The 20,143-nt window shown below is 63.1% G+C and carries 22 protein-coding genes; 15 read left to right on the top strand and 7 right to left on the bottom strand.

The window, feature by feature from the left end:
* Positions 1–5 precede the first annotated feature (5 nt).
* From ASF61_RS02745 to ASF61_RS02710, 8 genes are all read left to right on the top strand, one after another.
* Positions 6–821, top strand: a complete 816-nt coding sequence (locus ASF61_RS02745; RefSeq protein ID WP_056150852.1) for an endonuclease/exonuclease/phosphatase family protein — start codon at positions 6–8, stop codon at positions 819–821.
* 9 nt (positions 822–830) lie between these two features.
* A complete protein-coding gene (clsB, locus tag ASF61_RS02740) occupies positions 831–1,997 on the top strand; it encodes a cardiolipin synthase ClsB (protein ID WP_056150850.1) in 1,167 nt (388 codons plus the stop codon).
* A complete protein-coding gene (locus ASF61_RS02735; protein WP_056150848.1) occupies positions 1,994–2,365 on the top strand; it encodes an RNA-binding S4 domain-containing protein in 372 nt (123 codons plus the stop codon). The genes clsB and ASF61_RS02735 overlap by 4 nt, the downstream gene beginning before the upstream one ends.
* Positions 2,366–2,588: 223 nt before the next feature.
* Positions 2,589–3,176 carry a TetR/AcrR family transcriptional regulator gene (locus ASF61_RS02730; RefSeq protein ID WP_056150846.1) on the top strand — a complete coding sequence of 196 codons (588 nt, stop codon included), beginning with the start codon at positions 2,589–2,591 and terminating at the stop codon, positions 3,174–3,176.
* A gap of 75 nt (positions 3,177–3,251) precedes the next feature.
* The gene (locus tag ASF61_RS02725) at positions 3,252–5,042 is read left to right on the top strand and encodes an acyl-CoA dehydrogenase C-terminal domain-containing protein (RefSeq protein WP_056150845.1); all 1,791 of its coding nucleotides are present in this window, start codon (positions 3,252–3,254) and stop codon (positions 5,040–5,042) included.
* A gap of 18 nt (positions 5,043–5,060) precedes the next feature.
* Entirely contained in the window at positions 5,061–7,460 is a 2,400-nt protein-coding gene (locus ASF61_RS02720) for a 3-hydroxyacyl-CoA dehydrogenase/enoyl-CoA hydratase family protein (RefSeq protein ID WP_056150842.1), read from the top strand.
* A 15-nt stretch (positions 7,461–7,475) separates the two neighbouring features.
* The gene (locus ASF61_RS02715) at positions 7,476–8,672 is read left to right on the top strand and encodes an acetyl-CoA C-acyltransferase (RefSeq protein ID WP_056150841.1); all 1,197 of its coding nucleotides are present in this window, start codon (positions 7,476–7,478) and stop codon (positions 8,670–8,672) included.
* Positions 8,673–8,750: 78 nt separating this feature from the next.
* Positions 8,751–9,524, top strand: a complete 774-nt coding sequence (locus tag ASF61_RS02710) for an enoyl-CoA hydratase (protein ID WP_056150839.1) — start codon at positions 8,751–8,753, stop codon at positions 9,522–9,524.
* 167 nt (positions 9,525–9,691) lie between these two features.
* Here ASF61_RS02710 and ASF61_RS02705 read toward each other — a convergent pair whose 3' ends face one another.
* Both ASF61_RS02705 and ASF61_RS02700 read right to left on the bottom strand, forming a co-directional pair.
* A complete protein-coding gene (locus ASF61_RS02705; RefSeq protein ID WP_056150838.1) occupies positions 9,692–10,321 on the bottom strand; it encodes a hypothetical protein in 630 nt (209 codons plus the stop codon).
* Between the two features lie 56 nt (positions 10,322–10,377).
* Entirely contained in the window at positions 10,378–10,983 is a 606-nt protein-coding gene (locus ASF61_RS02700; protein ID WP_156369424.1) for a hypothetical protein, read from the bottom strand.
* Positions 10,984–11,227: 244 nt separating this feature from the next.
* Here ASF61_RS02700 and ASF61_RS02695 point away from each other — a divergent pair, with 244 nt between their 5' ends.
* Positions 11,228–11,962 carry an HAD family hydrolase gene (locus ASF61_RS02695; RefSeq protein ID WP_056150835.1) on the top strand — a complete coding sequence of 245 codons (735 nt, stop codon included), beginning with the start codon at positions 11,228–11,230 and terminating at the stop codon, positions 11,960–11,962.
* 11 nt (positions 11,963–11,973) lie between these two features.
* Positions 11,974–12,996: a heat-inducible transcriptional repressor HrcA gene (hrcA, locus tag ASF61_RS02690; RefSeq protein WP_056150833.1), complete on the top strand. Its 1,023-nt coding sequence runs from the start codon at positions 11,974–11,976 to the stop codon at positions 12,994–12,996.
* Positions 12,997–13,000: 4 nt separating this feature from the next.
* Here hrcA and fur read toward each other — a convergent pair whose 3' ends face one another.
* On the bottom strand, positions 13,001–13,432 hold the full coding sequence (gene fur / locus ASF61_RS02685) for a ferric iron uptake transcriptional regulator (protein ID WP_056150831.1): 432 nt from the start codon (positions 13,430–13,432) through the stop codon (positions 13,001–13,003).
* Positions 13,433–13,648: 216 nt separating this feature from the next.
* Between fur and ASF61_RS02680 the strand changes: the two genes are divergently transcribed.
* Genes ASF61_RS02680 through ASF61_RS02660 form a run of 5 tightly spaced genes read left to right on the top strand, consistent with a single transcriptional unit; the run spans position 13,649 to position 16,565 of the window.
* A complete protein-coding gene (locus tag ASF61_RS02680) occupies positions 13,649–14,290 on the top strand; it encodes an outer membrane protein assembly factor BamE (protein WP_056150829.1) in 642 nt (213 codons plus the stop codon).
* 21 nt (positions 14,291–14,311) lie between these two features.
* On the top strand, positions 14,312–15,121 hold the full coding sequence (dapB, locus tag ASF61_RS02675) for a 4-hydroxy-tetrahydrodipicolinate reductase (protein WP_056150827.1): 810 nt from the start codon (positions 14,312–14,314) through the stop codon (positions 15,119–15,121).
* Between the two features lie 19 nt (positions 15,122–15,140).
* Positions 15,141–15,809, top strand: a complete 669-nt coding sequence (locus ASF61_RS02670; protein WP_056150825.1) for a MotA/TolQ/ExbB proton channel family protein — start codon at positions 15,141–15,143, stop codon at positions 15,807–15,809.
* On the top strand, positions 15,806–16,228 hold the full coding sequence (locus tag ASF61_RS02665) for a biopolymer transporter ExbD (protein WP_056150822.1): 423 nt from the start codon (positions 15,806–15,808) through the stop codon (positions 16,226–16,228). Before ASF61_RS02670 ends, ASF61_RS02665 begins: the two co-directional genes overlap by 4 nt.
* A 10-nt stretch (positions 16,229–16,238) precedes the next feature.
* Positions 16,239–16,565, top strand: a complete 327-nt coding sequence (locus tag ASF61_RS02660) for a barstar family protein (RefSeq protein ID WP_056150820.1) — start codon at positions 16,239–16,241, stop codon at positions 16,563–16,565.
* A gap of 41 nt (positions 16,566–16,606) precedes the next feature.
* On the opposite strand, the gene map is transcribed toward ASF61_RS02660, so the two are convergent.
* From map to ASF61_RS02640, 4 genes are all read right to left on the bottom strand, one after another.
* Positions 16,607–17,416 carry a type I methionyl aminopeptidase gene (map, locus tag ASF61_RS02655; RefSeq protein WP_056150818.1) on the bottom strand — a complete coding sequence of 270 codons (810 nt, stop codon included), beginning with the start codon at positions 17,414–17,416 and terminating at the stop codon, positions 16,607–16,609.
* A 58-nt stretch (positions 17,417–17,474) separates the two neighbouring features.
* Entirely contained in the window at positions 17,475–17,849 is a 375-nt protein-coding gene (locus ASF61_RS02650; protein WP_229205679.1) for a VOC family protein, read from the bottom strand.
* A 109-nt stretch (positions 17,850–17,958) separates the two neighbouring features.
* Positions 17,959–18,702, bottom strand: coding sequence for an SDR family oxidoreductase (locus ASF61_RS02645; RefSeq protein ID WP_056150816.1), 744 nt, complete (start codon positions 18,700–18,702; stop codon positions 17,959–17,961).
* Positions 18,703–18,959: 257 nt separating this feature from the next.
* Positions 18,960–20,036, bottom strand: coding sequence for a Fic family protein (locus tag ASF61_RS02640; protein WP_056150814.1), 1,077 nt, complete (start codon positions 20,034–20,036; stop codon positions 18,960–18,962).
* Positions 20,037–20,143: the final 107 nt, after the last annotated feature.

Genomic DNA, 20,143 nt, shown 5'->3' with positions numbered 1-20,143 from the left:
TTTCCATGAAAATCCGTGTTGCCACCTATAACATCCACAAAGGGGTGTCCTCGATCCGTGCCGAGCCGCGCGTGCTGGCGCTCAAGCAGGCGATCGGCATGTTCGACGCCGACGTCGTGTTCCTGCAGGAAGTCCAGGGCAAGCATGACCTGAAGGCGGCCAAGTATGGCGCCGAGCACCTCGGTAAAAAACACTGGCCGGCGGCGGCGCAGCACGAGTATTTCGCCGGCGAGTCGCGCCACCTGCATGCGGCGTACGGCATGAATGCCGTCTACGACCATGGCCACCACGGCAATGCGCTGCTCAGCGCGTTCCCGATCGCCAACATGGCCAACCACGATGTTTCCGATCACGCCTACGAGCAGCGCGGCATCCTGCATTGCGTGCTCAACACGCCATGCGGGCTGGTGCATTGCTATGTCGTGCACCTGGGCCTGTTCGAAGCAGGGCGCAGGCGCCAGACCCAGGCGCTGATTTCCGCCGTGCGCGCGTCGGCGCCCGACGGCGAGCCGGTCATCATCGCCGGCGACTTCAACGACTGGCGCAACACGCTCTCGGCCGAGCTGCGCAATGCCCTGGGCGTGGTGGAAGCGTTCGACCACCTCGACAGCAAGTCCGCGCTCAGCGACCTGATGCGCACGCTGCGCCGCAAGGCGTCGGTCAATCCGGCCCGCACCTTCCCGTCGGCGCTGCCGTTTTTCCGCCTCGATCGCATTTATGTGCGCGGCTTCAAGGTCGAGACCGCCGAAGTGATGCATGGTCCGCTGTGGGCCAAGCTCTCCGACCACGCGCCGATTGTCGCGTCGCTATCACTTGGCTAGAATGGCGCCATGGGCACCTCAGTCAACTTCCTTGCTGATAACGACGTCAAGCTCCTGCATACCGGCACCGATTATTTTCCGGCGCTCATCGCAGCGATCGACAACGCCCGCGTCGAAATCTATTTCGAGACCTATATCTTTGCCCCCGACGACACCGGCCGGCGCGTGATGGCCGCGCTGATCGCCGCTGCCCGGCGCGGCATCCACGTGCGCATGATTACCGACTGGTGGGGCACGGGCCGGCGCCAGGTCAACAGCATGCACGAGCAGCTGGTGGCAGGCGGCGTCGAGCACCGCGTGTTCAACCCGTGGTTCAGGCGCGGCGTCACCCGCACCCACCGCAAGATCTGCGTGGTGGACCGCGAGATCGCGCTGGTCGGCGGCATCAACATCAACGACGACATGTTCTGCGACTACAACCACGCGATTGCCCTCGACTGGCCGCGCTGGGATTTCGCGGTGCAGGTGCGCGGCCCGCTGGTGGCGGCCGTGCAAAAAGAGCAGGAAGCACAGTGGCGCCGACTCGGTAAAATGACGCTGATCAAGCGCATCAACCTGTACCGCGACATGCGCAAGGACACCAAGGCAGCGGCCGACAAGATGGTGCAGGCCGGCTTCGTGGTGCGCGACAACCTGCGCAACCGCAGCACCATCCAGCGCGCCTACCTGCAGGCGCTGGGCCGCGCCCGCAAGAGCGTGCTGCTGGCCAATCCGTATTTCGCCCCGGGCCGCAAGTTCCGCCGCGCGCTGGCCGCTGCTGCCGAGCGCGGCGTGGACGTGACGCTGCTGATCGGCGTGGGCGAGATCTGGCTGCAGGACGCGGTCGCCCATTCGTTCTATCCGAAACTGCTGGCCGCCGGCGTCAAGATCGTCGAATACCGCAAGACCCAGCTGCACGCCAAGGTGGCCGTGATCGACGACGACTGGGCCACCGTCGGCTCGAGCAATGTCGATGGCCTGTCGCTGTTTTTGAACCAGGAAGCCAATGTGGTGATCAAGGATGCCGCGTTCGCGCAGACCTTGCGCGCGCACATCGAGGCCGCCATCGCCGATGGCGTGCCGATCCATTACGCCGACTTCGAACATGTCGGCCGCTTCCGCCGCATCGGTTACGAGGTGGCTTTCGTGTTTTACCGGACCGTGATGCGGTTGTTCTCCGTAGGGAAATATGCATGAGTGATACCGTCCGACTCGACAAGTGGCTGTGGGCCGCGCGCTTCTTCAAAACCCGCACCCTGGCCACCGACGCCATCGACAGCGGCAAGGTCAAAGTCAACGGCGACAAGGTCAAGCCGGCGCGCACCGTGCACATCGGCGACCTGCTCGACATCGATAACGGCTCGGACCGCTGGGAAGTCGACGTGATGAATCTGTCCGACGTGCGGGCTGCTGCGCCGATCGCGCGCAATCTCTACGAAGAGACCGACGACAGCGTGCAGCGGCGGGCGCTGGTGGCGGAAAACCGCCGCCTGTTCCGCGAACCGACGGCCGACTTCAAGGGCCGGCCCACCAAGCGCGACCGCCGCCAGCTGGGCAAGCTGTAACCGGTCCTCGCGGGCCGGCAATCGCAGGCCCGATCATCGCATGCTGCGCCGCAGCAATAGAACCTCGACTCTAAACGAAGCGTTTGACTTTTGTCCTGCGCTGGATAATAGTACGAGCGTTCGCAATTCTTTTCACACGGAGTAAATGTTGGGGGCGCAGAATACGCTGCGCCACGCCAGCGGCACTTTGGGACCCTTTCTTATCAATACCTCGACTAAATTTATGCGCAAGGGCGAACTGACACGGGCGGCGATCCTCGACGTGGCGCTGGACCTGGCCAGCCGGGACGGCCTGGAAGGCCTGACCATCGGCCTGCTCGCGGACAAGATGAACATGAGCAAGTCCGGCGTGTTCGCCCATTTCGGCTCGCGCGAGGATTTGCAGCTGGAAGTGCTCAAGCTGTATCACCACCGGTTCGAGCAGGAAGTGTTTTTCCCGAGCGTGAAGGAAGCGCGCGGCATCGAACGGCTGCGCTCGATGTTCGCGCGCTGGGTCAAGCGCGTGAGCGTGGAAGTGGCGTCGGGCTGCATCTATATCAGCGGTGCGGTCGAGTACGACGACCGCCCGGGGCCGATCCGCGAAGAGTTGATGGCCATGGTCGGCGCCTGGCAGGCAGCGCTGCTGCGCTGCGTGCAGCAGTGCATCGAGACCGGCGACCTGAAAGCGGGCAGCGATGCGCGCCAGATGGTCTACGAGATGTACGGTCTGATCCTGGCGCTGCACCACGATGCGCGCTTCCTGCGCATCCCTGGCAGCCTGGAGCGTGCCGGTACCGGATTCGAACGTTTGATCGTGTCGTACAAGAATTAGCAAGGCAGTTGTAGTACCAATCATCGCAACGCAAGCCACCATTTTTGCAGTCTATAAAGTCATCAGGAGAAAACCATGGGTCAATATGTCGCGCCAATCCGGGATATGCAATTCGTGCTGCACGAACTGCTCAACGTGCAGGAAGAACTGAAAGCGTTGCCGGACTACGCCGAAATCGATGCCGACATCATCAACCAGGTGCTGGAAGAGGGCGGCAAGTTCACGTCGGAAGTGCTGTTCCCGCTGAACCATTCGGGCGACCGCGAAGGCTGCAAGCTGGACGTGGCGACCAACTCCGTGACCACCCCGAAGGGCTTCAAGGAAGCGTATAAACAATACGTCGAGGGCGGCTGGGCAGCGCTGGCGTGCGATCCGCAATACGGCGGCCAGGGCTTGCCGGTACTGCTGAACAACTCGTTCTACGAAATGCTGAACTCGGCCAACCAGGCCTGGACCATGTACCCGGGCCTGTCGCACGGCGCCTACGAGTGCCTGAAGGAACACGGCACCGACGAACAGAAATCGACCTATCTGCCGAAGCTGGTGTCGGGCGAGTGGACCGGCACCATGTGCCTGACCGAACCGCACTGCGGCACCGACCTCGGCATGCTGCGCTCGAAAGCGCTGCCGCAGGAAGACGGCTCGTGGCTGATCACCGGTAACAAGATCTTCATCTCGGCCGGCGAACACGACATGTCGGAAAACATCGTGCACCTGGTGCTGGCACGCGTGCCGGACGCACCGGAAGGCTCGAAAGGCATTTCGCTGTTCCTGGTACCGAAGTTCCTGCCGAACGCGGACGGCACGGTCGGTGCGCGCAACCCGATCACCTGCGGCGCCATCGAAGAAAAGATGGGCATCCACGGCAACTCCACCTGCCAGATGAACCTGGACGGCGCAAAAGGCTGGATCATCGGCCAGCCGAACAAGGGTCTGAACGCCATGTTCGTGTTCATGAACGCGGCCCGCCTGGGCGTGGGCATGCAGTCGCTGGGCCTGACCGAAGTGGCGTACCAGAACGCGCTCGTGTATGCCAAGGACCGCATCCAGATGCGTTCGCTGTCGGGCGCCAAGGCGCCGGACAAGCCGGCCGATCCGATCATCGTGCACCCGGACGTGCGCCGCATGCTGCTGACCGCCAAGGCGTACGCCGAAGGCGGCCGCGCCTTCACGTCGTACGTGGCGCTGCAGATCGACCGCGAACTGCACCACCCGGACGCTGACGTGCGCAAGGAAGCTGCCGACGAAGTGGCGCTGCTGACGCCGATCGTCAAGGCCTTCATCACCGACAACGGCTGGATCGCCACCTCGGAAGCGATGCAGGTGTTCGGCGGCCACGGCTATATCGCCGAGTGGGGCATGGAACAGTACGTGCGCGACGCGCGCATCAACATGATTTACGAAGGCACCAACACGATCCAGTCGCTGGACCTGCTGGGCCGCAAGATCCTGGGCGACAACGGCGCCAAGCTGCGCAAGTTCGGCGAGAAGATCAAGAACTTCGTCGAAGAAAACGGTACCGACGAAGCGCTGAGCGAATTCATCACCCCGCTGGGCGACCTCGGCGACAAGGTCACCAAGCTGACCATGGAAATCGGCATGAAGGCGTTCCAGAACCCGGACGAAGTCGGCGCCGCCTGCGTTCCGTACCTGCGCGTGGTCGGTCACCTGGTGTACAGTTACCTGTTCGCGCAAATGGCCAAGATCGCACTGGCCAAGGAAGACAGCGGCGACAGCTTCTACAAGGCAAAACTGGCCACGGCGCGTTTCTACTTCGCCCGTCTGCAACCGGAAACCGCCACCCTGATCCGCCAGGCACGCTCGGGTTCGGCCAACCTGATGGCCCTCGACGCCGACCTGTTCTAAGAGACTAGAGGAAAAGACATGACCAATTTCATCGTTAAAAAAGTAGCCGTGCTGGGCGCCGGCGTGATGGGTGCGCAGATCGCCGCCCACTGCGTCAACGCCAAGGTGCCTGTCGTGCTGTTCGACCTGCCGGCCAAGGAAGGTCCGAAAAACGGTATCGTCCTGAAAGCCATCGAAGGCCTGAAAAAACTGTCGCCGGCGCCCCTGGGCAACAAGGAACACGCGGCGCTGATCGAAGTGGCCAACTACGAAGACGACCTGGCCAAGCTGGCAGACTGCGACCTGATCATCGAAGCGATCGCCGAGCGCATGGACTGGAAGCACGACCTGTACAAGAAGGTCGCGCCGCACATCGGCGCCAACGCCATCTTCGCCTCGAACACCTCGGGCCTGTCGATCACCACGCTGTCCGAAGGGTTCGACGCCGACCTGAAATCGCGCTACTGCGGCGTGCACTTCTTCAACCCGCCGCGCTATATGCACCTGGTCGAAATCATCCCGACCGCTGCAACCCGTCCTGAAATCGCCGACCAGCTCGAAGGTTTCCTGACCACCACGCTGGGCAAGGGCGTGGTCCGCGCCAAGGACACGCCGAACTTCATCGCCAACCGCGTGGGCGTGTTCGGCATCCTGGCCATCGTCCACGAAGCCGAGAAATTCGGCCTGTCGGTCGATGTGGTCGATGACCTGACCGGCGCCAAGCTCGGTCGCGCCAAGTCGGGCACGTTCCGCACCGCCGACGTGGTGGGCCTCGACACCATGGGCCACGTGATCAAGACCATGCAGGACAACCTGCCGAACGACCCGTTCGCAGCGGTCTACAAGACGCCGGACGTGCTGGCCAAGCTGGTGGAAAAGGGCGCGCTGGGCCAGAAATCGGGCGCCGGCTTCTACAAAAAGGTCGGCAAGGACATCCTGCGCCTGGACTTTGCCACCGGTGAATACGTGCCGGGCGGCGCCAAGGCTGCCGACATCATCGGCCGCATCCTCAAGGAAAAGGATCCGGTCAAGAAAATGAAGGCGCTGCGCGAATCGACCAACCCGCAGGGCCAGTTCCTGTGGGCGATCTTCCGCGACGCCTTCCACTACATCGCCGTGCACCTCGACACCGTGGCCGACAATGCGCGCGACATCGACTTCGCCATGCGCTGGGGCTTCGGCTGGACCGTCGGTCCGTTCGAAACCTGGCAGGCAGCCGGCTGGTCGCAGGTGGCGCAGTGGGTCAAGGAAGACATCGATGCCGGTCAGGCGCTGTCCACCGCACCGCTGCCGGCCTGGGTGTTCGCAGGCCCGGTGGCCGACAAGGGCGGCGTGCATACGCCGGAAGGCTCGTGGTCGGCGGCCTCGCAAGCGTTCGTGCCGCGCTCCGACCTGGCCGTGTACCAGCGCCAGGCGTTCCGCGCACCGGTCCTGGGTGCAGGCGCCATCGACGGCCGCACCGCCGGCACCACGTTCCACGAGGACGACTCGGTACGCATCTGGCACATGGACGACGAGGTGCTGGTGATCTCGCTGAAAACCAAGATGCACGTGATCAGCCCCGACGTCATCGCCGGCTTCACCAAGGCGCTGGCCGAAGCGGAGAAAAACTTCAAGGGCCTGGTGATCTGGAACGCGGACGCTGCCGAAGGCGGCGCCTTCTCGGCCGGTGCCGACCTGCAATCGGCCCTGCCTGCCTTCATGCAGGGCGGCGCCAAGGCGGTCGATCCGATCGTCAAGGAGTTGCAGGATGCCTTCATGTCGCTCAAATACGCGAACGTGCCGGTGGTCGCTGCGGTGGCCGGCCTGGCGCTGGGCGGCGGTTGCGAGCTGGCGCTGCATGCGTCGAAACGCGTGGCCGCGATCGAATCGTACATCGGCCTGGTGGAAGTGGGCGTGGGCCTGATTCCTGCCGGCGGCGGCCTCAAGGAAGCGGCATCGCGCGCCTACAAGGAAGCCAAGGGCAACGACATCCTGCAATTCCTGAAAACCGGCTTCACCAATGCCGCCACCGCCAATGTGTCGAAGTCGGCACTGGAAGCACAGGCCATGGGTTACCTGAAAGAAGACGACGTGATCGTGTTCAACGCCTACGAGCTGCTGCACGTGGCCAAGGTGGAAGCGCGCGCCATGTTCGACAAGGGCTACCGTCCGCCGATGAAGGCGCCGATCCAGGTGACCGGCCGCTACGGCTGGGCCACCATCAAGGCGCAGCTGGTCAACATGCGCGACGGCGGCTTCATTTCGGCGCACGACTTCAAGCTGGGCGACATGATCGCCGAGATCGTCTCCGGCGGCGACATCGACCAGGGTTCCTTCGTCAGCGAGCAATGGATACTGGACCGCGAACGCAAGGCCTTCCTCGAGCTGTTGAATCATCCAAAAACGCAGGAACGGATCATGGGCATGCTGCAGACCGGCAAACCGGTACGCAACTAATCTAGGAAGAACATAATGACCAAACAACTTCAAGACGCATACATCGTCGCTGCCACCCGCACCCCGATCGGCAAGGCGCCGCGCGGCATGTTCAACAAGACCCGTCCGGACGACCTGCTGGTGCGCGTGATCCAGTCGGCGCTGGCGCAGGCGCCGGGCCTCGATCCGGCCCTGATCACCGACGCCATCATCGGCTGCTCGTTCCCGGAAGCGGAGCAGGGCTTCAATATCGCCCGCCAGTCCGTGCTGCTGGCCGGTCTGCCGAAAACGGTCGGCGGCGTCACCATCAACCGCTACTGCGCCTCGGGCATCACCGCGCTGGCCATGGCAGCGGACCGCATCCGTGTCGGTGAAGCGGACGCCATGATCGCCGGCGGCGTGGAATCGATGTCGATGGTGCCGATGATGGGCAACAAGCCGTCGATGAACATGAATATGTTCTCGGACGAAAACGTGGGCATGGCCTACGGCATGGGCCTGACCGCCGAAAAAGTGGCGACCCAGTGGAAAGTCTCGCGCGAAGCGCAGGACGCGTTCGCGGTCGAATCGCACCGCCGCGCCATCGCCGCCCAGCAGGCCGGTTTCTTCAAGGACGAGACCACCCCGGTCGAGATCATCACCCGCACGCCGAACCTGGTCACGGGCGAGATCGATGTCAAGACCCGCACCGTCGATACCGACGAAGGCGCGCGCGCCGATTCCACCATGGAGTCGCTGGCCAAGCTGAAACCGGTGTTTGCGGCCAAGGGCTCGGTCACCGCCGCCAACAGCTCGCAGATGTCGGACGGCGCCGGCGCGCTGCTGGTCGTGTCCGAGAAATTCCTGCGCGAACACAACCTGACCCCGCTGGCGAAGTTCTCGTCGTTCGCGGTCAAGGGCGTGCCGCCGGAAATCATGGGCATCGGTCCGAAGTTCGCGATTCCCGACGCCTGCAAGGCAGCCGGCATTACCCAGGATCAACTGGACTGGATCGAACTGAACGAAGCATTTGCCGCGCAGGCGCTGGCCGTGATCGGCGACCTGGGCCTCGATCCGGCCAAGGTCAACCCGATGGGCGGCGCGATCGCGCTCGGTCACCCGCTGGGCGCGACCGGCGCCATCCGCGCTGCCACCGTGGTCCATGCACTGCGCCGCAACAACCTGAAATACGGCATGGTCACGATGTGCGTGGGCGCCGGCATGGGCGCGGCAGGCATCATCGAGCGCGTCTAAAGCGGTTTAGATCATCATAAACAGGGCGCTGTGGTGCAAACCGCGGCGCCCTTTGCTTATCTGCACACTGGAGAAACTATGGATATTCTGAGCACCAAGCAAGACGGCATCCTGACCCTGGAATTCAACCGCCCCGCGCGCAAGAACGCGATCACCGCGGCCATGTACCAGGCCATGGCCGACGCCCTCACCGACGCCGAGCAGGATGTGGCCGTGCGCGCCATCCTGATCATGGGCAAGCCCGAGATTTTCACGGCCGGCAACGACCTCGAAGATTTCCTGAAAAACGCCCCCACCAGCGGCGACCTCGAAGACCGTCCCGTGTACCAGTTCATGCTGGCGCTCTCGGGCGCAACGAAGCCGGTAGTCGCTGCCGTGTCGGGCGCAGCGGTGGGCATCGGCACCACGCTGCTCATGCATTGCGACCTCGTGTATGCCGCAGACAACGCCAAGTTCTCGATGCCGTTCGCGCAGCTGGGCCTGTGCCCCGAATTTGCGTCGAGCCTGCTGCTGACCCAGATCGCCGGCTATCCGCGCGCGGCCGAAAAACTGATGCTGGGCGAGGCATTCCTGGCGCCCGAAGCGCTGGAGATGGGGCTGGTGTCGAAAGTGCTGCCGGCCGACGAGCTGGCGGCGTTTGCCCGTGGCCAGGCCGCCAAGCTGGTGGCGTTGCCGGCCAGTTCGATCCGCACCACCAAGCAGCTGATGAAGGCCAGCCGCAGCAACGCGATTGCCGACACCATCGCGGCCGAGAACAAGCACTTCGGCGCCATGCTGTCGTCGCCCGAGGCGCGCGAGGCGTTCACGGCGTTCTTCGAGAAGCGCAAGCCGGACTTTACGAAGTTCGCGTAAATCCGGGCAAAAAAAAAGCCCGCTCAGGGAGCGGGCTAAATCCAATTCCTTTGCAAGAAGTGGAGGAGACAGGTGCAGTATGCTGCGTCGCCGCATATCATGCCACTTTATTTTTCACATATCTAACATCATCAATGTGAATGTCGCTCCTCCATACCCGGGTTAGCTCACCGGCTGCAGGTCAGCGCCAGGTTGGTCACCGCGGCACCGCGCACCACGCCGCTCTGGTTGCTCAGGGTGCAGGTCAGGTTTTTAGGCTGGGTCAGGATGCTGATGCTGTACACATCGCCGTTATTCAGGCTGGCTGCAGTGAACGTGCCACTGCTGCCTGCTGCGCTGCTGAGCGTGGTTTGCGCACCACTGCCGTTGATCAAGGTGACGGTGTTGGCCACGTCGGTCGGCGTCGAGCCATCGGTCGGCGTGGTTTTTTCCACCGATACCAGGCCGGAATACGTGCCGCCGACCGTGTAGGCGATCGGGCTGCAGCTCACCACCGCAGCGATGCTGACCGTGTAGCCGGCGGTGGCCTTGCCGTTGCTCACGCCGCAGCTGAAGTAGGGCGGCTGTTGCGCCACCGTGATGTCGTATTCGGCGCCGTAGTCGATCTGTTGCGGGAACGAGAACGAGGTGGCGCCCTTGGGCACCGAAATGGTGTTGCCGCCATTTGCCAATTGCAGGCCATCGACCGTCAGACCCGTGACCGAACCTTGGACCGTGTATTGCGCCTTGCCGCCACATGCCGACAGCAGGCTGGCCAGGGTCAGCGCAACAAGTGCACCGGCGTACGAAAATTTCATGGAGTTCTCCGAAGATTGAATGGTTGCGTGCCGCTTATTTGCCGCTTATTTGCCGCTTACTGGCTATTCGAGGTATTGACGCACGAGACCGTCACAGCATTGGTCAGGTCGCCACCGGTGATATTGCCGGTGCCGGTGCCGGCCGGGATGGTGCAAGTCTGTCCGGCAGGCTGGGTCAAGATATTGATGCCGTAGTTGGAGCCGTCGCCGACCGTGTGCGGGAATACGAACGACGTGGCGCCCCTGGCAACGGTGACCGTGTCGGTGCCGTTGGCGATCACCAGGCCGTCGCTGGTCAGGCCGCTGATGCTGCCGCCCAGCGTGCGCGGGACGTTGGTGCAGGTGATCACGATCGTGTAGGCGTTGTAGACGTTGGCGCGGCCCTGGTTGCTCGATGGTACGCAGGTGGCATTGGCCGGCTGCTTGCTGACCTGGATGTCGAAATTGTCATCGACCGACACGCGGCGGGTGAAGACGAAGCTGGTGGCACTGTCCGTGACATCGAGGGTCTCGCCGTTGCCATTATTAACCAGCTGCAAACCCTTCTTGGTGTAGCCGTTGATCGTGCCCGATAATTGCAGGTCGCCGCTGCTGCCGCCGCAGGCGCTCAGGATGGCGCCGCACAGCAGGGCCAGGCCCGAACGCAGATACATAGTTTTCATCACATCTCTCTCCAAAACGAATAGGGGCCGGCAGCATGCACGGGCGCAGCGTGGATAGGGCGCGGGTGCAGCATCTTACACGGGTTTGGACGGTATTTTAGTGCATTTGGTAACAGCGGTCGCCGCCACGGATGTAACAGCGTGTGAACGCCGCGGCCGCGCCGGCGCGGCTGTCCGTGCGCCCGGCGCCATCGTTGCGATCGGTGCGACAATGGCGGCTGAACCTTCACCGACCACGACGCCCATGCACACGCCCGCTCCGCAAGCCCTGCTGTTCGACCTCGACGATACCCTGTGGCCGATCGGCCCTGCCATCGCTGCCGCCGAGATCGGGTGGCACGCATGGCTGGCCGAGCGGGCGCCGGCCGTCACCGACCGCTACACGGTCGAGCAGTTGCGCGCGCTGCGCATGGCGCTGCTCGAGCGCCAGCCGGCGCTGGTGGCCGATCTGTACCAGCTGCGCCGCGCCGCGCTCGAAGCGGCGTTTGTCGAGACCGGCGCCGATCCCGTGTACGTGGACGGCGCCATGGCCCGCTTCCACGCACTGCGCAACACGGTCACCCTGTTCGACGACGTGCTGCCGGCGCTGCAGGCGCTGGGCGCCATGCTGCCGCTCGGTGTGATCACCAACGGCAACGCCGACCTTGAACTCATCGGCCTGCACCACCATTTCAAGGTGGCGATCGCCTCGCACAGCTTCGGGCGCGCCAAGCCCGACCCGGGAATCTTCCTGGCGGCCTGCCAGGCCATGGGCGTGGCACCGGAAACGGCGATCTACGTCGGCGACGACTTGCGGCTCGACGTCCAGGGCGCGCAGGCGGTCGGCATGCGCGCTGTGTGGATGAACCGCCACGGCAGCAGCGCCCACCGCGACGCCGGCATCGTGCCCGATGCCATCTGCGCCAGCTTCGACGAGCTGCTGGTGTGGGTGAGGTCGCAGATGCGGCATAATGCTGATGAACCAACCAAGGGTCACTGAAGATATTCACCATGCAACTCGATACACGCGCTCAAACCCTGCTCAAAGCCCTGGTGGAACGCTATATTGCGGACGGCCAGCCGGTGGGCTCGCGCGCCCTGTCCAAGATTTCCGGGCTCGAGCTGTCGCCGGCCACCATCCGCAACATCATGGCCGACCTGGAAGAACTCGGGTACGTGGCCAGCCCGCACACCTCGGCCGGCCGCGTGCCGACGCCGCGCGGCTACCGCATCTTTGTCGATACCCTGCTGACGGTGCAGCCGTTCGACGAGCAGTCGATGGAGTCGCACATGCGCCTGCAGGCGCCGCAGCCGCAAAAGATGATCAGCAATGCGGCGCAGATGCTGTCGTCGCTGTCGCAGTTCGCCGGCGTGGTGCTCAGCCCGCGCCGCGAATCGGTATTCCAGCAGATCGAATTCCTGCGCCTGGGCGAAAAGCGCATCTTGCTGGTGATCGTCGGTCCCACCGGCGACGTCCAGAACCGCATGCTGCTCACCGATGTCGATTACAGCCCGTCGCAGCTGGTGCAGTCGGCCAACTACATCAACCAGAACTACGGCGGCCTGTCGTTCGAGGACGTGCACCGCCGGCTGCAGGCCGAGGTACGGCAGCTGCGCGACGATATGAGCCGGCTGATGCAGGTGGCAGTGGAGGCGGGCAGCGAAGCGATGGCCGACGACAAGGACGACATGGTGATCGCGGGCGAACGCAACCTGCTGTCGGTCAGCGATCTGTCGAGCAATATGTCGTCGCTGCGGCAAATGTTCGACATGTTCGAGCAAAAGACCGGCCTGCTGCAGCTGCTTGACGTGTCGAGCAAGGCCAACGGCGTGCAGATCTATATCGGCGGCGAATCGAGCCTGGTGCCGATGGATGAGATGAGCGTGGTGACGGCGCCGTACACGGCCAACGGCAAGATCGTCGGCACGCTCGGCGTGATCGGCCCCACGCGCATGGCGTACGAGCGGGTGATTCCGATCGTCGATATCACGGCCAAGCTGCTATCGAACGCGCTCAGCCATACTCAGCCGTAAAGGTTCAGGCAGGCTTGTGCGGGCAGGCCACCTTGGTGCAGTTGCCGTAGATCGCCAGCGCGTGTTCGGCGATGTTGAAGCCGCGCTCCTTGGCGATCGCGTTCTGGCGTTCCTCGATCGCTTCGTCGTAAAACTCTTCGACGCGGCCGCAGTCGAGGCAGACCAGGTGGTCGTGGTGCGAACCGGCATTGAGTTCGAAGATGGCCTTGCCTGTTTCGAAATGATTGCGGTTTAACAAGCCCGCCTGTTCGAACTGGGTCAGCACGCGGTAGACGGTGGCCAGGCCCACGTCCATGTTATCGGCCAGCAGGATCTTGTAGACGTCCTCGGCCGTGAGGTGGCGCACGTCGCTGGTCTGGAAGATGTCCAGGATTTTAAGGCGAGGCAGCGTGGCTTTCAGGCCGCTGGCCTTCAGATCGGTTGGATTATTTCCCATGGTGGACACTCTTCATGTAGTTGGCGACTGACTGGCCGACAGTTTAACGCACTCCGCGCCATGTCGCACGGGATGGCGCACCAGGGGACCTGTGCCGCCGACTTTTGGCATTTGCAAACTTTTACACCCGCGCCTTGCAAAACAAGGACATATCAGGGATTGTGCTTTATGATATGGCGTTTTTTGGCATTCCGCTTGACCAGATTGAGGACATTTATGCGCGTCACCCAGGCTTTATCGCAGTCGTTGTTGCACGGTTCCACCTCGAAGTTGGCCGCCTGCGTGGTGCTGGCTGCAGCGCTGGGCGGCTGCGCGTCCAAGACCACGCTGGGCGAGCGGTCGAACGAGGTCAAGGACACGGCGCCGACGCTGGACGCCAACCAGGGCGCACAGACCACCACCGTGACCAAGCTGCAGCGCTTCATGTGGTTCTTCTCGCCGTACCGTCCCGACATCCAGCAGGGCAACTTCGTCTCGGAAGAGATGCTCAGCCAGCTCAAGGTCGGCATGACGCGCGACCAGGTGCGCTTCATCTTCGGCACCGCGCTGCTGACCGATCCGTTCCACGCCAACCGCTGGGACTACGCGTTCCGCATGGCCAAGGGCAACGGCGAAATCACCACCAGCCGCGTGATCGTGTTCTTCGACAAGGATGGCAAGGTCGAGCGCTGGCAGGGCGGTAACCTGCCGACCGAAAAAGAATACATTGCCCGCATCGCCGGTCCGGCGCCCAAGTTCAAGAAGGACCCGGATGCACCGGACAACAAGCCGGCCCCGGCCACCGCGCCGCTGCCGGCCGGCACCGACAAGGCCAATCCCGCGCCGGTCGGCGTGGGCGTGAGCAAAGAGACGAAATAAGTACACTGCAAGGAAGTTCGCATGACCGAGATGAATATTGCCGTTGCCGGCGCCGGTGGCCGCATGGGCCGCATCCTGATCGAAGCCGTCCAGCAGGCCGGCGACGCCCGCCTGGCCGGCGCCCTCAACCATGCCAGCGCGACCGGTGTCGGTGACGACGCCGCCGCCTTCCTCGGCCAGCCGGCCGGCGTGATCGTGGAGTCGGACCTGGCGCGCGGCCTGGCCAATGCCCACTACCTGATCGATTTTACCCGTCCCGAAGCCACGCTCGAGCACCTCGCTTACTGCGCCGAACACGGCATCAAGCTGGTGATCGGCACCACCGGCTTCGACGAGGCCGGCAAGGCTGCCATCGCGGCGGCCGCCAAAAAGACCGCCATCGTCTTTTCGCCCAATTTCAGCGTGGGCGTCAACGTCACCATGAAGCTGCTCGAGCAGGCGGCCCGGGCGCTGTCCACCGGCTACGACATCGAAGTGATCGAAGCCCATCACCGTTTCAAGGTCGATGCGCCATCGGGCACGGCCTTGAAGATGGGCGAGGTGATCGCCGATGCGCTGGGCCGCGACCTCAACGAGTGCGGCGTGTTCGCGCGCGAGGGCGTGACCGGCGAGCGCGATCCGTCGTCGATCGGTTTTGCCACGATTCGTGGCGGCGACATCGTCGGCGACCACACGGTGCTGTTTGCCGGCATCGGCGAGCGCATCGAAATCAGCCACAAGTCCAGCAGCCGCGTCACCTATGCCCACGGCGCACTGCGCGCCTGCCGCTTCCTGGTCGACAAGCCGACCGGCCTGTTCGACATGGTCGACGTGCTGTCCCTCAACGGCTGACGGACAAGGACCAGCGCACGTGGCCGCCCAGCTGACCGGTTTTTCACTGTCGCACTTCTGGGCGCAGGCCGACGCGGTCAGCCACGCGGTGGCGCTGGCGCTGCTGGCGATGTCGCTGGTGAGCTGGTTTTTCATTCTGGCCAAGCTGTATGGCGCGCTGCGCATCCGCCGCAGCGCGCCGGCCGTGCAGGCGTTCTGGGACGCGCCCACCATGGCCGATGGCGTGGCCACGCTGGCGCTGGCCGACCCGGAAAAAATCTTTCTGCCGCTGGCCGAGCAGGGCGCCGCGCAGCTGGTGGTGCCCGACCATCCCACGCTGGGCGGCGACATGGACCGCGCCGCGCAAGTCACGCGCGTGCTGCGCGCCGCGATCCAGCGCTCGACCAACCGTCTGGAGGCCGGCCTGACCGTGCTGGCCTCGATCGGCGCGACCGCCCCGTTCGTCGGCTTGCTGGGCACGGTATGGGGGATCTACCATGCGCTGGCCAGCATCTCGGCCAGCGGCGCCATGCAGCTCGACAAGGTGGCCGGCCCGGTGGGCGAGGCGCTGGTGATGACTGCCGTGGGCCTGACAGTCGCCATTCCCGCCGTGCTGGCCTATAACGGTTTTAACCGCGTCAACCGGCTAACACTGGCCGAGCTCGACGCCTTCGCCCACGATCTGCACGCCTACCTGGTCAAACGATGAGCTTTGGCGCCTTCAACCACCACCGCCAGCCCGGCCCGATGGCCGACATCAATGTCACGCCGATGGTGGACGTGATGCTGGTGCTGCTGGTGATCTTCATTCTCGGCGCGCCAGTGTGGACCAGTTCGGTCCAGCTGGAACTGCCCAAGGCGCAAGCCCAGGCCACCCCACCGGCGCCGGCCGCCCCCGTCACGGTCGCCATCGACGCCAGGGGCCAGGTGTACTGGAACAACGAGGCCGTGACGTCCACCGTGTTCGAGCAGCGCCTGGTGGAAGCGGCCAGGTTGCCGGTGCCGCCAGAACTGCAACTGCGCGCCGACAAGGACACCCGCTACGAAGTGGTGGCGCAGGTGATGGCTGCCGCGCAGCTGCATGGATTAACCCGGCTCGGTTTTGTGACCGACCCCGCAAAAAAATAGAAAGTACATCATGGCCACCGCCCAACTGAACGGCGCCGCAATCACCGACGCCGCGACCTTCCACGCGGCCTGCAAGGCAGCGCTCGGCTTTCCCGACAGCTATGGCAACACCATGGACGCCTGGGTCGATTGCCTGAGCTACCTGCGCGACGACGACAATATGAGCAAGTTCAGGCTCAAGCCGGACGAGGTACTCGATATCGTCATCACCGACGCGGCCGCAATGCGCGCGGCCGCGCCCGATCTGCTGGAAGAAGTGACTTACTGCGTGGCCGGCATCAACGACCGCTACGACGACTACGGCGAAAAACCGGCGTTGAAGCTGACCCTCAGGTAAGCCGGTGCGCGCCGTGGCGCTGCGGCAGTTCAGCTGACCCTTCAGCCGACGATCGGGATATCGCCCTTGGCGCCGGTTTCGCCCGGCGCCAGCGTCAGCACCTCGAAACCGGTCTCGGTTACCGTCACCATGTGTTCCCACTGCGCCGACAGCGACCTGTCGCGCGTTTCCACGGTCCAGCCGTCGTCGAGTTCGCGCGTGGCGGCGCGGCCGGCGTTGATCATCGGTTCGATGGTAAACAGCATGCCCGGTTTCAGCACCATGCCCTGGCCGGGACGGCCGTAGTGGGTCACCTGCGGGTCTTCGTGGTAGGTCATGCCGATGCCGTGGCCGCAATAATCGAGCACCACGCTGAACCCGGCTTTTTCCGCCACGGTCTGGATCGCGAAACCGACATCGCCGAGCGTGGCGCGCGGTTTCACGGCGCGGATGCCGGCCCACATGGCCGCGTAGGTCGTCTCCACCAGCTTGCGCGCGGCCTTCGACGGCTCGCCCACGTAGTACATGCGGCTGGTGTCGCCGTGCCAGCCATCCTTGATCACGGCCACGTCGATATTGATGATGTCGCCGTCCTGGAGCACCTCGGTCGCCGACGGTATGCCGTGGCACACCACCTGGTTGACCGAGCTGCACACGGTGGCCGGAAAGCCGCCGTAGCCGACATTGGCCGGCGTGACCTTCTGCACATTGACGATGTAATCGTTGCACAGCTGGTCGAGGTAGGCCGTGGTCACGCCGGGCTTGATGTGCGGGCCGATCATGGTCAGCACGTCGGCCGCCAGCTGGGCGGCGACCCGCGCCTGGACGATTTGCTCGGGCGACTTGATCAGATTGGCGTTGCGGCGGGACATGACGACCTCTTTCTTGGGGCAAAGGGACGTAGTGTGCCACAAACCGGGCTTGGCGGTCTCAGCGGACTGCCGCCGGGTCGAAGTGCGGGTTGAAGATCAGGCACAGCAGATTGCCAAACGGATCGGCCAGCTCCACCGTGCGGATGCCTTCGCCGACGTCCTCGATGGCGCCGTGCACGGCGGCGCCCAGGCCCACCAGCCGTGCGGTCTCGGCATCGATGTCATCGACGCCCCAGTACGCCATGCTGCCGGCCATGGCCGCGGTAAACTTTTCTGCCGGAATCAACCCGAGTTCGAAGCCGCCGATCGCAAACCCGACGTAAAACGGCTGGTCGAAATACGGCGTCGTGCCGAACGCCTGCGCATACCAGTCCCGCGCCACCACCACATCCGCCACCGGATACACCACCGTCCGCAGTCCCTTGATCATCATGCTCTCCCGATTTCGCTGTGATGTTAAAACGCTATGGTGGCATAAAACGGAAGGGTAAAACGGTAAAACTGAAAGGTTGGCGCTGGGTTGGCGCTCAGTTATTGCTTGTTCAGCGCTTGTTCAGCGTCGCCAGCGCCTGCTCGTAGCGGTTTTCCTTTTCCGCATCGCGCAGGAAGTGCACGCGCTGGACCAGCACCTCGGCCGGCGTGGGGCTGGCCGTCAGCAGGCCGATTACCTCGTCGGCGTACTCGTCGAGCGGCTGGTAGCCCTCGCGCGTGGACTGGCCCGGCGTCAGGTCGGTCTGCACGGCCGGCGGCGCCAGCTCGATCACCTCCACCGCGCCTTTCAACACTTCGCGCAACGACACCGTGTACGAGTGCAGCGCGGCCTTGGTGGCATTGTAGGTCGGCGTGGTCAGCAGCGGCACGAAAGCCAGGCCGGACGTGGTGTTGATGATCGCCGCATCGGGCTGCTGGCGCAGGTGGTCGATCAGCGCGTTGATCAGGCGGATCGGTCCCAGCAGGTTGGTGGTGATCGTCGCCTCGGCATCGGCCAGGTCGCGCCGCGCGGTCAGGTCCTCGAAACGCATGATGCCGGCGTTATTGATCAGCACATTGAGGGTGGGATGTTCGGCCACGACCTGGCGCGCAAACGCATCGACCGACGCGGCGCTGTCGGCATCGAACGGCATGGGGACGATGTTGGCGCGCCCGGCAGCCGACTTCTCCAGCACCTCGCGCCGGCGGCCGGCGATGATGACGGTGTTGCCCAGGTCATGCAGGCGATGGGCCAGCGCCTCACCGATGCCGCTGCCGCCGCCGGTGATCAAGATGGTGTTTCCAGTGGTTTTCATGGTCAGTCCTCGTGTGGGTGTGCGGTCAGTGTACAAAAGGATGTCATGACGCGTGTGGGCCGTCTCATCTAAGCGCTAATGGAATGCTGCGCCGTCACACCGGCGAATTCCTCGAAGTCACGGATCAGGCGACTGGCTATGCTCTGCGTACCCGCGTAGAGGATATGTCGATCAAATCGACACATTAATCAAACATGGTTAAAAAACGCGGAAAAATCGACACGTTTTCAGCATATGTCGATTGCGTCAACCTATTGCTATCGTGCCAACTCGGAGAGCAGAGCCTGATTGATAAAATATTTTTCTCGTCCGATCTGTTTTTCGATCAAGACGCCATTTGCGGCAAGTGCCTGGAGATATCCTGATGCGGTCTGACGCTTTGCAATATTGGCATCGACCAGAAACTGGATTTTGGTGTAAGGATGCCGAAAGACTGCCTCGATCAAGTCTTTGCTGTAGATGCCTGGAAGCTCGCGGTGTACCCTTTCCCTCACAGTTTCCATGAGCGCAAGAATACGTTTGACCTGATCGAACGTTTGTTGCGCGGTGCTTTCCACAGCACGCAGCATGAATAACACCCAGCTTTCCCAATCCTGCTCTTCGGTGACTTTCTGCAGCCCCAGATAGTATTCCCGCTTGTTTGCGATGATGTAACGCGACAGGAATAGCACCGGTATATCCATCAGGCCCACTTGCACGAGGTACAGCAAATTGAGGATGCGTCCCGTGCGTCCATTCCCATCGGGGAAAGGATGGATCGCCTCGAACTGGTAGTGCATCACAGCCATTTTGATGAGGGGATCGATACCATCCTCGGCATGGATGAAGCGCTCCAGATCGGAAAGCTTGTCGCGGATGACTTGATCGCCGACCGGAGGGGTATATACCACCTCGCCTATCTCGTTTTTTAGTGCTGTGCCAGGTATTGCACGGATGCTGATATCCGATCGCTTGATCAATCGGGCAATGTCAATAAAAAAGTTGGTGGTCAAAGGCCGCTCTCGTAAAGCGGCGAAACCGTATTGTAGAGCCTCTCTGTAACGCAATACCTCCTTCGTATGAGCGTCAGCTTTGCCATCAGCGTCGGCATCGGCACGATATAGTTCGTCGTTGGTCGTGACGATGTTCTCTATCTCGGAAGATAATCTGGCTTCTTGCAACGTAATGCTGTTGATGAGCATGCCCTGATTGGGAATCTGACCAGCCAATCCACGCAGATTGGCCAGCGCCCGGTTTGCGCCAATCGCCTGTTTGAGCACCGCCTTGGTCTCGAGGTCGGGAGCAGGTGGCAGCAACGGAAGATCGTTATGGGGCTGGTTGCGGTCGAAGGCCATGAGGGTGTCTTTTGAAGGGCATTGCTAACGGATGGAGACCAGCATCTTATCGCATGTCCCGACACCGTAAATTTACAGCGCAGGGAATGAACCACGGCGCAGCACAG

Origin of the sequence: Duganella sp. Leaf126 (assembly GCF_001423125.1) — a bacterium.
In the GTDB taxonomy this organism is placed as follows: domain Bacteria; phylum Pseudomonadota; class Gammaproteobacteria; order Burkholderiales; family Burkholderiaceae_D; genus Rugamonas.
This window is presented reverse-complemented; position numbering and strand designations above follow the sequence as displayed.